The organism is Streptomyces mutabilis (assembly GCF_046628145.1).
Taxonomy (GTDB): domain Bacteria; phylum Actinomycetota; class Actinomycetes; order Streptomycetales; family Streptomycetaceae; genus Streptomyces; species Streptomyces mutabilis.
Genome location: NZ_CP176874.1, coordinates 213,404 through 228,000, shown reverse-complemented (window position 1 = coordinate 228,000; position 14,597 = coordinate 213,404). Strand labels below are relative to the sequence as shown.

14 protein-coding genes and 1 pseudogene are annotated in these 14,597 nt (G+C 70.0%); 11 read left to right on the top strand and 4 right to left on the bottom strand.

The features are described 5' to 3' along the window. Positions 1-148 precede the first annotated feature (148 nt). The gene (locus ACLIN4_RS01135) at positions 149-580 is read right to left on the bottom strand and encodes a hypothetical protein (RefSeq protein WP_289909300.1); all 432 of its coding nucleotides are present in this window, start codon (positions 578-580) and stop codon (positions 149-151) included. A gap of 309 nt (positions 581-889) precedes the next feature. On the opposite strand from ACLIN4_RS01135, the gene ACLIN4_RS01130 reads away from it, so the two are divergent. The 7 genes from ACLIN4_RS01130 (at position 890) to ACLIN4_RS01100 (ending at position 8,709) form a co-directional block, all read left to right on the top strand. Further along, entirely contained in the window at positions 890-2,395 is a 1,506-nt protein-coding gene (locus ACLIN4_RS01130; RefSeq protein ID WP_257101440.1) for an ABC1 kinase family protein, read from the top strand. A 52-nt stretch (positions 2,396-2,447) separates the two neighbouring features. Further along, on the top strand, positions 2,448-3,521 hold the full coding sequence (locus tag ACLIN4_RS01125) for a polyprenyl synthetase family protein (RefSeq protein WP_411575388.1): 1,074 nt from the start codon (positions 2,448-2,450) through the stop codon (positions 3,519-3,521). A gap of 51 nt (positions 3,522-3,572) precedes the next feature. Next, a complete protein-coding gene (locus tag ACLIN4_RS01120; RefSeq protein ID WP_107476470.1) occupies positions 3,573-4,658 on the top strand; it encodes a terpene synthase family protein in 1,086 nt (361 codons plus the stop codon). A 789-nt stretch (positions 4,659-5,447) separates the two neighbouring features. Continuing rightward, the gene (locus ACLIN4_RS01115; RefSeq protein ID WP_381914275.1) at positions 5,448-6,176 is read left to right on the top strand and encodes a nitroreductase family protein; all 729 of its coding nucleotides are present in this window, start codon (positions 5,448-5,450) and stop codon (positions 6,174-6,176) included. Between the two features lie 68 nt (positions 6,177-6,244). Then, complete coding sequence (gene hxlB / locus ACLIN4_RS01110) at positions 6,245-6,853, top strand: 6-phospho-3-hexuloisomerase (RefSeq protein ID WP_381914277.1); 609 nt, start codon at positions 6,245-6,247, stop codon at positions 6,851-6,853. A 64-nt stretch (positions 6,854-6,917) separates the two neighbouring features. Then, entirely contained in the window at positions 6,918-7,703 is a 786-nt protein-coding gene (locus ACLIN4_RS01105; RefSeq protein ID WP_388170778.1) for a triose-phosphate isomerase, read from the top strand. A gap of 176 nt (positions 7,704-7,879) precedes the next feature. Next, positions 7,880-8,709, top strand: a protein-coding gene (locus ACLIN4_RS01100; protein ID WP_382087076.1) for an IS5 family transposase whose coding sequence is annotated in 2 segments (ribosomal slippage) — positions 7,880-8,219 and positions 8,219-8,709 — 831 coding nt in all. Because the reading frame shifts where the segments join, the coding sequence is not laid out codon by codon here. 211 nt (positions 8,710-8,920) lie between these two features. Here the strand turns inward: ACLIN4_RS01100 and ACLIN4_RS01095 are convergent. Both ACLIN4_RS01095 and ACLIN4_RS01090 read right to left on the bottom strand, forming a co-directional pair. After that, positions 8,921-9,025 (bottom strand): annotated as a pseudogene (locus ACLIN4_RS01095) (Tn3 family transposase); the annotation flags it as partial. Between the two features lie 34 nt (positions 9,026-9,059). Next, entirely contained in the window at positions 9,060-10,370 is a 1,311-nt protein-coding gene (locus tag ACLIN4_RS01090) for an MFS transporter (RefSeq protein ID WP_411575387.1), read from the bottom strand. Positions 10,371-10,434: 64 nt separating this feature from the next. On the opposite strand from ACLIN4_RS01090, the gene ACLIN4_RS01085 reads away from it, so the two are divergent. After that, on the top strand, positions 10,435-10,992 hold the full coding sequence (locus ACLIN4_RS01085; protein ID WP_107476475.1) for a TetR/AcrR family transcriptional regulator: 558 nt from the start codon (positions 10,435-10,437) through the stop codon (positions 10,990-10,992). A 99-nt stretch (positions 10,993-11,091) separates the two neighbouring features. On the opposite strand, the gene ACLIN4_RS01080 is transcribed toward ACLIN4_RS01085, so the two are convergent. Continuing rightward, positions 11,092-11,988 (bottom strand): helix-turn-helix domain-containing protein, encoded by an 897-nt coding sequence (locus tag ACLIN4_RS01080; protein ID WP_289909296.1) that lies wholly within the window; start codon positions 11,986-11,988, stop codon positions 11,092-11,094. A 97-nt stretch (positions 11,989-12,085) separates the two neighbouring features. On the opposite strand from ACLIN4_RS01080, the gene ACLIN4_RS01075 reads away from it, so the two are divergent. From ACLIN4_RS01075 to ACLIN4_RS01065, 3 genes are all read left to right on the top strand, one after another. Then, positions 12,086-12,676 (top strand): non-oxidative hydroxyarylic acid decarboxylases subunit B, encoded by a 591-nt coding sequence (locus tag ACLIN4_RS01075; RefSeq protein ID WP_289909295.1) that lies wholly within the window; start codon positions 12,086-12,088, stop codon positions 12,674-12,676. A gap of 70 nt (positions 12,677-12,746) precedes the next feature. After that, positions 12,747-14,177: a non-oxidative hydroxyarylic acid decarboxylases subunit C gene (locus ACLIN4_RS01070; RefSeq protein WP_289909294.1), complete on the top strand. Its 1,431-nt coding sequence runs from the start codon at positions 12,747-12,749 to the stop codon at positions 14,175-14,177. 56 nt (positions 14,178-14,233) lie between these two features. After that, the gene (locus ACLIN4_RS01065; protein ID WP_100046821.1) at positions 14,234-14,500 is read left to right on the top strand and encodes a non-oxidative hydroxyarylic acid decarboxylases subunit D; all 267 of its coding nucleotides are present in this window, start codon (positions 14,234-14,236) and stop codon (positions 14,498-14,500) included. The last annotated feature ends 97 nt before the right edge of the window (positions 14,501-14,597 follow it).

The following is a 14,597-nucleotide window of genomic DNA, read 5'->3' as shown; positions in this document are numbered from 1 at the left end:
GCGGGAAATGCGCTTCGCTCGATTGAATGAAATGGGCATGGGTGGCGTTTTCGGTCGATCTCACGGGCCAGGATGAGAGTAGTCGGAAAACCGCCCCCGGCATTCCGAGCGGGCGGACATGAACGAGGGTCTGTGTATTTCTCGGGCCTCACGGATTTTCCTCGCCTCGTTTCCTGAAAGGGTGCACCGCATGTCCCGTCGCCGTTCCCGTACGTCGTTCAGTCACGCGTTGCGCGATATCGTGCGCGCCACGGAAGATCTCGTGGACGACGGACTGGACAGAGCAGGTGAATTCGAATGCGGCCTGCGGAGTTCGGTCAGTCGGGCGCTCGACGACGACCGTCACCGAGGCCGCCGCGACCACGACGACTGCCATGACGACTGCGACGACCACGACGACTGTGACGACCGCGGCGACTGCCATCACGACCGAGACGACCACGACGGCGACCGTGACGGGCGCCGTGGCCGTCGGCACCGGCGCGGTGACAGACCGCGGCGGCTCCGCCCGGACGAGGGGGAGCCCTACGCGTCCGGCCCCCGGCAGGGCCCACGTCGCCGATTGGACGACGATCACCACGACGAGGACCCGGACGAACTTACGGCACTGAAGGACCAACTGGAACTGCTCCGGGAGCGGATGGACCGGCGCTGGGGGGAAGGGGGAGGGGAAGGGGACGCCGCCGGGAGGAGCCGAGGCAGGGTGCCGCGGGCACGCGGGTCGGAGGACGCGGAAGCCTTGAGGGACGAGTTGGCGCGTCTGGCCGACCGTATCGACCGAATCCGCGATGCGCGCTGACGCCCCGCTTGCCCATTCGCGACGGCACGGGTCCGGCCGGGGTGCGGCCATGCCGCGGGACGCGGGCCACCGGGCGCAGGAGTACGGCAGGTGAGCGCAGGCCGGGGGCGAGTGCTGATGCGCGTGCTCGCCCACCTGATCCGGCAGGAAGCGACGCTCGCCACCACGCCCGCCGGCAGGGCGGACGAGGGGGCCGTACGCCGGGCACGCAACGTCCGCCGCGCTCTGGAGAGCCTCGGCCCCTTCTACGTGAAGGTCGGCCAGATGCTTGCCACCCGGCCCGACATCGTGACTCCGCAGATGATCGACGAGTTCGAGAAGCTGCAGGACGAGGCGTCCCCCGCCCCGTTCGGCGACTTCGAGCCGGTGCTCCGCCGGGAGCTGGGGCCGGGATGGGCCGGGCGGTTCAGCGATTTCGACACCGAGCACCCTCTGGGCACCGCGTCCCTGGCCCAGGTGTACCGGGCTGAACTGCCGAACGGGCGGCCGGTCGCGGTGAAGATCCAGCGCCCCGGTGTGCGTGAGACGGTCGAGGCGGACATGAAGCTCATGGGCACGCTGTCCCGCTTCGCCTCCCGGCGGACCTGGCGTTTCAACGAGGTCATCGACGTCGAGGCCATGCTGAAGGTGGTCTTCGACGCGATGCGGCCCGAGCTCGACTTCGTGATGGAAGCCCGGAACATGACCGAGGCGGCCAAAGCGGCGGAGGACTTCGACTACGTGGCGGTGCCCGAGGTGATCGAGGCCACGGGACGGGTTCTGGTTCAGGGCCTCGCCCCTGGGTCGCCGATCCGGGAGGCCGACAAGGACCGGTTCGGCGCCGAGGAGCGCAGGGCGATCGGGCAGGACCTGCTCGCCTTCATGTACCGGGGCTACTTCGTCGACCGCATCTTCCACGCGGATCCCCACCCGGGGAACATCTTCGTGGAACCCGGCCACCCGGCCACCGTGATCGACTGGGGCATGGTCGGACGCATCGACCGGCCCATGAGCACCAGCATCCTGCTGATGCTCCTCAACCTGGCGATGAACGACGGAGCCGGAACGGCCAGGGCCTGGGTCGACATGGGAAGCGCCACCTCGTGGGCGAACACGGCGGCGTTCGCCGGTGACATGGCGTCGCTGGTACCGCAGATCGCCACGGCCTCCCTGGAGGAGCTCAACTTCGGGGTGACCCTCACCGCCGTGTTGCAGCACTCCACCCGCCGCGGCATCCGCACCAGCCCCATGGTGTCCATCCTGGGAAAATCCTTCGCCAACATCGAGGGTTCCATCAGGCACCTGTGCCCGGAGCTCTCCCTCATCGATGTCTTCTCCGAAGAACTGGTCGGCATCGTCACAGACCTGGTCAAGGAATCGCTCTCCCCGCAGCAAGCGGTCCGCACGGCCCTGGAAGTGATCACGGCGGGCGCCGCTGCCCCTCAGCAGCTGAGGGGGATCACCAAGGACCTGTCCAACCGGGATCTGACCATGCGCATGAACCTCAATGGCCACCGCGCGGCCACCCGCTCCTCCGGCCTGCGTAAAGGCGCGGCGGAGGTGTCCCTCGCGCTCGCCACCACGATGCTCTGGAACCACTACGCCAAGGAGCGGTGACCAGCACGCCCCCGCCCCGCCTGCTGGCCGTCCGCAGGGAGGAAGTCCGCTCATGAGTACCGACCTCGCCCCCGCCCTCGACCTCGACGCCCTGCGCGACCGCGTCGACACCGTCCTGGCCGAGAGCCTGCGGCGTCCGCCTGCCTCAGTCCCTTCCGAGCGGGGCCGCGCCGGCGAACTGACCCAGGCCCTGACCGATTTCGTCCTGGCACCCGGCAAACGCATCCGGCCCCTGCTGTGCGTCCTCGGCTGGCACGCCGCCGGCGGTGACGACGGCGAGGAGACCCTGTGGCGCACGGCGGCGAGCCTGGAGGTCTTCCACGCCTTCGCCTTGATCCACGACGACATCATCGACGGCAGCCCCACCCGCCGGGGCCGCCCCAGCGCTCACCGGGCCTTCGCCGCCCGGCACCGGGCCAGGCCGGACGCCGACACCGTCGGCGTCCACGCCGCCATCCTCCTCGGCGACCTGGCTCTGATCTGCTCCAATGCCCTCGTCAACACGGCCGGTCTGAACAACCGGCAGCGCGACGCCGTACTGCCGCTGCTCGACGCGATGCGCGGCGAGGTACTGCTGGGCCAGCACATGGACCTCATGGCCACCGGGCGGCCCACCGACGACGTCGAGAAGACGATGACCATCGCCCGCCTGAAAACCGCCAAATACACCATCGAACGGCCTCTGCACCTGGGCGCCGCTCTCGCCGGCGCCGACCGGCGCCTGCTCTCCCTGTGCTCCGCCTACGCGCTTCCCCTCGGGGAGGCGTTCCAGATGAGGGACGACCTCCTCGGAGTCTTCGGCGACCCCGCCCTGACCGGCAAACCGGTCCTCGAAGACCTCCGCGCGGGCAAGGCCACCGTGCTCATGGCCCTCGCCACCCGCCACGCCACGTCCGAACAGCGCAGGACACTCGACGCACTGGTGGGCCGAGCGGATCTCAGCGAGGACGACGCCGCACGGATCAGGCACATCCTCCAGCACACTGGCGCCCGCGAAACCGTCGAACGCATGATCACCGAACGGTACGAACAGGCGCTGCGAGCCCTGGACGACGGCCCGCTCGCGCCCGAGATCGCCACCGCGCTACGGAAGATCGCGGCCCGCGCCGTCGTCCGGACCACCTGACCGCGTCCGCCGTACGGCACCGCGGTCGTCGACGCGGCGAAAGGAGAACCGGTGACCGATACCGTCGTTGACACCCCGCCCTTCTACTGTCCCATCGAATCCGCCGTCCACCCCGAAGCCGAGCAGGCCGAGCGGCGCGCCTTGGCCTGGTTCGCCGGGAGCGGCCTGTGCCGCGGTGATACCGACCTCGCCCGGTACGCCGGCAGCCGCAGCGCCGACTTCTACGCACGCTTCGCCCCGAACGCCGACCTGGACCGGCTGTGGCTCGCCGCGTTGTGGGTCTACTGGGGTTTCGCCTTCGACGACGCCCGCTGCGACGAAGGTACCTTCGCTGACGACCCCGCTGCCTTCGCCACCATGGCCTTCTCGGTGCAGCACGCCCTGGAAGTACCCGGCCCTCTTCACTGCGCCGACCTCTACACCGCCGCCTTGCACGAGATCGGGGAACTGTTTCGCGCGGCTGCCGGACCCGTCCAGAACCGCCGCTTCCAGCACGCCCACCGCGCCTGGCTCACCGGCGTTCAGTGGCAGATCGGCAACCGGGCCACCGGCCGCATGCCCGACCTCGACGAGTACCTCACCATGCGCCTGCACTCGGCCGGCGGCGAACCCACCTACGCGATGCTGGAGATCGCCAACGGCCTCGAAGTGTCCGACCGCGAGATGGACTCACCCGCGGTCCGCGCCCTGACCGAGATGGCCATCCTGGTCGCATCCCTCGACAACGACCACCACTCCCGCACCAGGGAGGCCACCCGCCACCAGACCGAACAGAACATCGTCAACGTCTTCAGGGTCCACCACCACTACTCGCCCCGCCAGGCCGTCGACGAGGCGATCGGCCTGCGCGATGCCGTGCTGGAACGGTTCCTAGCCTTGCGCGACCAGATCACCCCGCGCGCGAGCACACCCCTGCGTCACTACCTCACGGACCTCGGGCACGGCATCCGCGGCAACATCGAATGGGCACTGCGGGTGCCGCGCTACCTCACCCCGGACGGCATCGCCCCCGCCGCCCCGGCCCGCGTCCCGGCCCAGGCAGCCGTCGGCCACTGGATCGACGCTCCCCGCACCAGCCGCCAAGACCCCCGACGGCTTCCGTCCATCGCATGGTGGTGGAACGACCCGGTCTTCTGAGGCACTTGGAAACCCGGGCTTCCTGCACGACCTGATCGCCTCGAAAGGCGGACAGCTCACCCTTCGACCACCGGGCCAGGTGGTCGGGGACGCGTCGGTCTGTCGGGTCGGCTGGAGTCCGCCGGTGGTGGGGATGCAGGAGTGCGTTCGTTGGTGAGGCTGGCGGGGTAGGGGCCTCTCGGACTCGTGTGCCACTGACCGTGGGACGCCGGCGCGGCCAGGGCCTGGTCGGTCGGCTCTGTCAAGACGGTCTTGTCTTGTACGTGGTTTCGCCTGGGTCGGCGGAGATTGTCGCTGACGCTGCCGGCGCTGTGCGCCGAGCTGGCCGAGCCGCCTGCGGGTCACGGCCTGGTCGGCCGGGACGCAGCTCAGTCGCTCGCCGCCCGTGTTTCCGCCCTTTTCCGCTCGCGGTGTCGGCTGTCCACTCCGGGCGTGTTTCGACAGGCCGGGTATGCGCCCCCCCAGAGTGACTATGGACGGGTGCCTTCGGGCGTCGCAAAGTGTCATCGATGGTCGCCAGTCACCATGTCACCGGTTCACTCACGCACCACGCCCTGTTGAGCATGTGAAAGAAGTTGAGTACGCACTAGTCATGTCCGAAAAGGGCCGGGGGGAGTTTACGGGCTCGGCGAAGCGATCAGACATTTCCCGTGTTGATTTCTCCCCTTTTCCGTGCCGCCAGGAACGACTTGTCCGCAGGGTGAACCAATTCGCCGGTGGGTGAGGGCTGTTCATCCTGAGGCCTTCTCATGTCACTCGCATATCGATCAATGGACGGAGTATTTCCTCATGGGCGTTCGCACGTCGCCGGACTCGGGACGGCCCGAGGAGACCATGCCGTGCGTGCCGTCGGCCCACGACCGTGCCGCGGGCCTGCGGCTGCTCAGCACGACCCGGTCGGTACGCCGCCGGCTGGACACCACCCGGCCCGTCGACCTCGCCGCCGTGCGTACCGCGCTGGCGGTGGCGCTGCAGGCGCCCAACGGTTCGAACGACCAGCCGTGGCACTGGATCGTCATCACCGACCCGGACACCCGGCGCAGCCTCGCCGACGTGTACCTGGTCGCCTCACAGCCGTACCTGGCCTCGATGCGCCGGCGCGTGGAGCGCGGGGAGGTACCGGTCGGCGTGTACGAGGCCTCCACTCACCTGGTGAAGATCCTGCCGGATGTCCCGGTCCTCGTCGTGCCGTGCATGGCCGCCGGGCCGGAAGCCCACCGTGCCGTGTTCGAGGAGCTGGGCTATCCCCAGCCGGTCGATCACCCGGCTCACTCGGTGTACTACGGCTCCATCTGGCCGGCGATCTGGAGCACCCTTCTCGCGCTGCGTGCCCAGGGATTGGCGGGCGCGGTCACCGCCCTGCACCTCACACACGCCGAGGAGGCCGCCCGCATTCTGCGTTTGCCCGAAGGGGTGACTCAGGCCGCGCTGCTGGCGGTCGCACATCCCACCGGAGAAACGTTCCGGCCGGCTTCTCGGCACCCGCTCGACGAGGTGCTCCACCTCGACACCTGGTAGCTGGACGCCCCGATCACGAAGCGCCCGGCCCATCTCCTGCCGCACTGTGGAAAGGCCAACGACTGATCATGGTGGACCCGAACAACCCGCCCGCTGCGCCGGCTCCTCTGGCCGTGGGCGTCGACGGCCCCCTCGCCGCCGCCCGGCGCACCGTCGTGCGCGAGATAGACGCTCTGCTGACGCGGGTCGCCGAGGACCAGGCCGAAGCCCTCGTCCACGCCCTGTTCGACGCCCGGCGCATCGTCGTACTCGGGATGGGCCGCTCCAAACTCGCGGTGGACGCGTTCGCCATGCGCCTGATGCACCTGGGACTGCGCGTCCACGTGGCCACCGACGTCACGTGCCCCGCCGTGGGCTCGGGTGATCTGGTCGTCTCGTGCAGCGGCTCCGGACGCACACCGACCGTCGTCCAGCGGTCCACCGCCGCGAAGGAGGCGGGGGCGCGGGTGGCGGCCGTCGTCGCCGCCGCCGACTCCCCGCTGGCTGACCTCGCGGACCTGGTCGTCCATCTCGCCGAGTACAGCCAGGACCACGAACAGGACGCCTCGACCCAGTTCGTCGGAACCCTGTTCGAGCAGGGCGCACTGGTCTTCTTCGACTGCCTCGTCCTGGCCATCCAGCGCACCCGCGACATCGCTCCCGACGCGATGTTCGGACGCCACAACAACCTGGAATGACCCCTGCCGTCCGCCTCGGTGCTCATGCCGCCCCCCTGCTCAGCACGCCCAGAGGAGACCGCACGTGCCGGAGACCACGTCCTCGACCGTCATCAGCTGCACCAGCACCAAGATGAACCTCGGCCTGGCGGACACGCTCCGCTGGCTGGACACCGTGATCCTGCCGCTCGCCGACAAGCTCGCCGCTCTGTCCTTCTTCGCCTGCCTGCCCCACCCCCTGCTGATTCCGGCCCGCGACCGGATGGACGGCAGCGGTGTGACCGTGGGGGCACAGGACGTCTGGCCCAGGGGTGGCGCCGTGACGGGGGCCGTCAGCCCCGCCCTGCTGGCCGAGATCGGTTGCACCCACGTGATGGTCGGCCACGCCGAACGCCGCCGCGTGTTCCAGGAGGACGACGACCTCGTCGGGCGGAAGGCGAGCGCCACCGCTCAGGCCGGCATGACACCGCTGATCTGCGTCGGCGAGACGCATCCGCAGAGTCCGGTCACCGCCGCCGAGTACGTGGTGGCACAGGCCGATGCCGCCCTGAAGAGCGTCCGGGCCGACCAGCCCGCGCTCGTGCTGTACGAACCGGTCTGGGCCATCGGCGGTGACGAGGCGGCCGACCCCGACCATGCCGGCCACGTACTGCGCGCCCTGCGGGCCGCCACCGCTGACCAGGACGTGCGCTTCCTCTACGGCGGCGCGGTCACCCCCGGCACCTACACCCGGCTGCGTCAGACCGCCGACTGGGACGGCGTCGCCCTGGGCCGCGTCGCCCAGGACCCCGGCGTCCTCGCCGAGACGACCGCCGAACTGCTCGATGACGCCGAGACCCGAGCCCAGCACCGCAACCCCTGGCCCCACTGACTCGAGGTTGACCAGTCTTGCGCTACTGTGCGGCCGATTCGCCAGGTAGCAGGCGAGTGACGACCGGCATGCCTCGGCCCGGTTGCCGGCCTCCCAGCCGAACCTCTCAAGACTCAGCAGGCAGTGCCCTAGGCAGTGTCGTCAAATGATCACTGCTGGTGGATCATGGTGTCGTGATACGTCGTCATGAACTGTCCGATGCCGAGTGGGAGTTCGTCCGGCCGTTGTTGCCCGCGTCGTTGCGGGGACGGAAGCGGCTGGACGACCGCCGGGTCCTGAACGGGATCGTGTGGAAGTTCCGCACCGGCACGGCCTGGCGGGACGTGCCCGAGCGCTACGGGCCGTGGGCCACGCTGCATACGCGTTTCCGCAGGTGGGCGGCGGACGGGACGTTCGAGCGGATGCTGCGGGCCGCGCAGGCGAAGGCAGACGCGGCGGGTGACATCGAGTGGCTGGTCTCGGTCGACTCCACCATCGTCCGGGCCCACCAGCATGCGGCCGGGGCCCGAAAAGGGGGCTCCGCGACCCGGCCCTCGGCCGGTCCAGAGGCGGTCTGACCAGCAAGATTCATCTGGCCTGCGACGGCCGGGGTCGACCACTCGCCTTCGCCGTCACGGGCGGCAACGCCAACGACTGCACCCGGTTCACCACTGTGATGGAAGCGATCCGGGTGCCCCGTCTCGGCCCGGGACGACCCCGCACCCGGCCCGATCACGTCCTGGGCGACAAGGGCTACAGCTCGAAAGCGATCCGCGCTTGGCTCCGCCGCCGCGGCATCCCGCACACGATCCCCGAGCGCACCGACCAGGCACGCAACCGGGCCCGGCGAGGCAGCCGCGGCGGGCGCCCGCCGGCCTTCAACCGTGAGGTCTACAAACACCGCAACGTGGTGGAGCGGTGCTTCAACCGCCTGAAGCAGTGGCGCGGCATCGCCACCCGCTACGACAAGACCGCCCAGTCCTACGAGGCAGCCGTCACCCTCGCCTCACTCCTGATGTGGGCGTGACATTTGACGACAGAACCTAGGAGTCGCCGGCCCCAGTCCGGCCCCATCCGTGGGCCGAGCCGCGCCAGCAGGTCGTCGAACGAGGCGACGAACCCCGGCGGCCCGCACACTTGTTGTGCCACCTCGGCCGGGCGGGCCGGTCTGCTGTCTCGGCGCTCCCCTCGTCACGCCGGTCGAGGCTGTCCAGGGCGGCGGCATCGATCTGGAAACTCGTCTTCACGCCGGGCTTGGTCGCCCGCCACATCCGCTGGTCGTTCAGGTCACGGAAGCGGGGCTTGGCGTCGTAGCCGAGGATCTTGAACAGGCCGAACACCATGGGAGCCGTCGCCCGACGTGCGCCGGTCGCGCGGTCATCCCTCGGTGCGCTGTCCCGGCCGCTCCAGGGCGAGTTCGGTGGGGACGCCGGTATCGGCTTTGCGGCGGTGACGGGATGCGCGGGTACCGGCGGCAGGGGCCGCGAGGACGGCCGTGGCGACGAACGCCAGGACCACGACCATCGCCGGACGCAGCCCGTAGTGATCGCCCAGGAAGCCGAGCATGGGTGGCCCCACCAGGAACGCGATGTAGCCGATCGTGGCCACGAGGCTGACCCGGGCGGTCTCGTCGGGCCCCGAGTCGCCCGCCGCCGACAGGGCCACCGGAAAGCCGAGGGACGCGCCCAGCCCCCAGAACAGGACGGCGGCCGCGGCCACGACGGTGTTGTCGGAGAAGATGACCAGGGACAGGCCGATGGCCCCGGAGACCGCGCTGGCCCGCACGACGGTCGCCCGGCTGTAGCGGTTGAGGAAGAACGTTCCGCCGAAGCGTCCCAGGGTCATCGCGGCGGCGAATCCCACGAAGACGAGCGAGCCGGCGGCGGCGCCGAGACCGTGGCCGTCGACCATGAGCAGCGGCAGCCAGTCATTGGCGGCGCCCTCGGCGAGAGCCATGGCCAGGACGATGGCCCCGATCATCAGGAGCCGCCGGTCCTTCCACACCTGCGGGCCCGCGGGCCGCGTGGAGTCCGAAGCGGGCGCCGCGGCACGGACCCCGGTCCCGACGGGAACGGCACGGATGGCGTATCCGAAGATCGCCGCCGTCACCGCGGCCACCGCCAGGAGGTGCCAGTGGGCGGGGAACGCCGCAGCGGTGGCCGCCATGCCGGCCAGGCCGCCGATGACGGTGCCCAGGCTGAAGCACCCGTGCAGCGTGGGCAGGACCGCCCTGCCGGTGATCCGTTCCACGTCGGCACCGTCCACATTGATCGCCACCTCGCCCGCCCCGACCCCCAGGCCGAACACGCACAGGCCGGCGGTGACCAGCGGCGCGGAGCCGAGGGCGCTGCCCGCGCCCACGACGACCACGCTCGCGATGACGAGCAGTGTGGCGAGAGCCGTCACGGGTCTGGTCCCGAACCGCGACACGAAACGGCCGGAACACAGGATGCCGGCCATCGAGCCGACGGACAGACCGAACAGCACCAGCCCCATCTGCCCCGTGGACACGCCCAGACGGTCACGGACGTCCGGGGTGCGCGTGATCCATGAGGACATGGCGATGCCGTTGAGGAAGAAGAAGAGGTACAGCGCCCGGCGGCGTCGGCGTACGGCACGGTCTGTCAAGGAAGGGCTCCGCCGGTGTTGGAGACAATGAGGGACAGGCAGGCGACGATCCCGCGCCATCCGCCAAGTATGCACAAATGTACACACCGGGTCGGCGAACGAGAAGACAAGGCGGACAACGGCTATGACAGGCAGCACTCGTGGCCCCAATGACCCCCGGCGCCGCGAACGCATCCTCGACGCCGCGCTCGACGTCATCGCGGAGCACGGCGCCATCAAGGTGACCTTCCGCAAGATCGCGGAGGCGGCAGGCGTGCCGCTCGGGTCACTCACCTATTACTTCCACGACATGCAGCACCTGTTGACCGACGCTTTCACCCGGCTCGCGGAGACCGTCTCCACCCGCTACGGCGCCCTTCTGGAGGCCGCGCGGACCCGCCAGGAGGCCGAGGAGGCGGTCGTCGAGATCATCTGCGGCAAGGTCTGGGGGACCGACCGCAACCTCCTGCTCAGCTACGAGCTCTACGCCTTCGCCACCCGCAATCCCGAGGTGCGCGCCGTCATGCGCTCTTGGATGCAGGCCAGCCGGGATTCCCTGGCCAGGCACTTCGATCCGCTCACCGCACGGGCGCTGGACGCGCTGGTCGAGGGATTCTCCATCCACAACTCCTTCGACCTGCGGCCCACCGAGCGCGAGGAGGTCGCCGCCGTCGTCCGTGCCGTCGTCGACAGGCACCGCTGAACAGGATCGACCGGGCGCTGTCCGGCAACGGCGGCGGACACGTGCCGGGCCGACCCGGCCGACGACGTCCCCGGGCAGTCGGAGGAGGCCCTGCGTGGGTCAGGCGCCGCGGGCCGTCCTGCGGAAACCCGTCGGTGTCATGCCCGTCCGCTGCCGGAAGAACTTGGTGAAGTCGCTCGCGTCGGCGAACCCGAGTCGTGCGGCGACGGCGGCGACGGTCAACGGACCGTGAGCCAGCTCCCGTTTGGCCTCCAGCGCCACGCGTTCGTCGATGTAGCGCTTCGCCGACATGCCGGTCACGGCCTCCGTGGCCCGGGTGAGGGTGCGACGGTTGTAGCCCAGCGCTGCCGCGTAGTCCTCCACCCTTCGGGTCGCCGGGAAGTCGCGCTCCACCGCGGCGCGGAAACGGCGGAACGTCTCGTTGGTGGCCGGCCTTCCGTGCTCGGACCCGTACGCCCTGGCCAGACGCACCACCAGAACCGCCAGCAGATGCCGCAGGACCTGCACGTGGGACTCCAGGGGCAGCTCCGCCATGGCCTCGTACTCGTACCGCAAGTGCTCCAGTGCCCGGGACAGGCCCTCCGCGTGGGGGGCGCCGGGGGTGAGGGGTTGAAGCGAGGCCACGTCGGCGACCGAGGAGGCGGCGGTCTCCGTGTCGGGGAAACCGGCCGGGAACGCGACCAGAAGACCTCGGGCACCCGGCAAGTCCGTGCCCCAGCGCTGCACCTGTCCGGGGCGGATCCACAGCCAGGCACCGCCGGACAGGTCGTACCGGGTGAAGTCCACGGAGACGGTCGCACGGCTGCCCGGCCGCACGTGGACGAGTTGGTGGAACGCGGGGCGCAGCGAGGCGTACGGGTCATTGCCGTGCCGGCGGGCACGCTCGGCCAGTCCCGCGAGCTGCACGAGTTCCAGACCCGGCGGTGAACCGGCCGTACGCCGGAGGGTGAGGTCCCGGATGACCGACCGCTGCGCATCCTGTCCGTTTTTCCCCATGGTGAGTCCCAAGTGTACCGCTGTCGCCCTCGACCAGTCTTCTAGCGTGATGACGTCGGCGCAGCTCAGTGCCAGTGCATGAGGAAGGAAGATCCGGATGAGGCTGATCGTGGGCATGACCGGGGCCACCGGTGCCGTGTTCGGTGTCCGGTTCCTCCAGGTGACGGCCCAGTTGCAGGACGTCGAGACGCATCTGGTCCTGAGCCGGTGGGCGCGGACGACGATCGAGCTCGAAACAGGCATGACCGCGGATCAGGTCGGCGACCTGGCCGATGTCGTGCACCGTCCGGAGGACCAGGGCGCCACCATCTCCTCGGGGTCGTTCCGCACCGACGGCATGGTGATCGTGCCGTGCTCGATGAAGACCCTCGCGGGCATCCGCGCCGGATACGCCGACGGTCTGGTCGGGCGCGCCGCCGACGTGGTGGTCAAGGAGCGCCGCCGGCTCGTTCTCGTACCGCGCGAGACACCGCTGAGCGAGATCCATCTGGAGAACATGCTCGCGCTGTCCCGCATGGGCGTGCAGCTGGTGCCGCCCATGCCCGCCTTCTACAACCACCCACGGTCCGTGGACGACATCGTCGACCACGTCGTGGCCCGGCTCCTCGACCAGTTCGACCTGCCCGCGCCCGCCGCCAAGAGGTGGGAGGGCATGCGCGCCGCACGTCAGCCGCGCCCGGCTTCCTGACCCGCGTTCCGGGGACACCGGTGCGCCCCGACGCCCTTCCCCCCTTCCCTTCGGCTTCCACGGAGCACCCATGGCTTACGACGACCTGCGCGAATTCCTCAGCACGCTGGAGAAGGAGGGCCAGCTGCTGCGCATCACCGAACCGGTCCTCCCCGAACCCGACCTGGCCGCGGCTGCCAACGCCGCCGGGCGCATCGGCGACGGCGCCCCCGCCCTGTGGTTCGACGACGTCAAGGGCTTCACCGACGCCCGGGTCGCCCTCAACGTCCACGGCTCCTGGGCCAACCACGCCCTCGCCCTCGGCCTGCCCAAGCACACCCCGGTCAAGGAGCAGGTCGAGGAGTTCGCCCGTCGCTGGGACGCCTTCCCGGTCGCCCCGGAGCGACGTGAGGACGCGCCGTGGCGGGAGAACACGCAGGAAGGCGACGATGTCGACCTCTTCTCCGTGCTCCCCTTGTTCCGCCTCAACGACGGCGACGGCGGCTTCTACCTCGACAAGGCCGCCGTCGTCTCCCGCGACCCCGAGGCCCCCGGCCATTTCGGCAAGCAGAACGTCGGGACCTACCGCCTCCAGGTCATCGACAGGAACCGGCTGGCGATTCAGCCCGTCCCCGTGCACGACATCGCCCTCCACCTGCGCAAGGCCGAAGAGAAGGGCGAGGACCTCCCCGTCGCCATCACCCTCGGCAACGACCCCGTGATGGCCATCGTGGCCGGGATGCCCATGGGGTACGACCAGAGCGAGTACGAGATGGCCGGCGCCCTGCGAGGCGCCCCTGCACCGATCGCCACAGCACCCCTGACCGGTTTCGACGTGCCCTGGGGTTCCGAGGTCGTCATCGAGGGGGTCATCGAGAGCCGCAAGCGGCAGATCGAGGGGCCCTTCGGCGAGTTCACCGGGCACTACTCCGGTGGCCGCCGCATGCCCGTCATCCGCATCGACCGCGTCTCCCACCGCACGAACCCGGTCTTCGAATCGCTCTACCTGGGAATGCCCTGGACGGAGTGCGACTACCTCGTGGGCCCCAACACCTGTGTCCCGCTGCTGAAGCAGCTGCGCGCCGAATTCCCCGAGGTGCAGGCCGTCAACGCCATGTACACGCACGGACTGCTGGCCGTCATCTCCACCCGGAAGCGGTACGGCGGATTCGCCAAGGCCGTGGCCATGCGCGCCATGACCACCCCGCACGGACTCGGTTACGTCAGCACGGTCATCATGGTCGACGAGGACGTGGACCCGTTCGACCTGCCGCAGGTGATGTGGGCGATGTCGTCCAAGGTCAACGCGGCCGGTGACGTGATGATCCTGCCCAACCTGCCCGTGGTGGAACTGGCCCCAGCCGCCCAGCCGGCGGGCCTGACCAGCAAGATGATCATCGATGCCACCACACCCGTCCATCCCGACCAGCGCGGCAACTTCTCCACGCCCACCAAGGACCTGCCCGAGGCGAAGGACTGGGCGGCCAAGCTCCAGCGCCTGCTGTCCGAAACCCGCGGCTGACGCCCTCACACACCGGCCGACCGGCCGCCCACCCCGTTGCGAAGGAAGACACCCCGATGACCGACTGCTGCCCCCGCTGCGCCCACGAGAGCGTCAGGACCCTGCACTCCTCGCCCGTGCCCGGCGTCTGGGACGTCCTGCAGTGCGGACGCTGCCTCTACACCTGGCGAACCAGCGAGCCGGCCCGGCGTACGCGCCGCGACGCCTACCCGGAGGCGTTCCGGCTGAGCTCCGACGACATGGCGAACGCCGCAGAGGTGCCGACCGTCCCGCCCTTGCGCTCCGGCGGCCCCAGCCAGAAGACCGGCCTGACGGACGGCTGACGGCGTACCCGCGATTTCCGGCCTTCGTCGCGGAGGCGAGGAGACGGCGCCGGGGAACGGGAAGACGAAGAGTCATGAGGGACACAGAGCTTCGGTA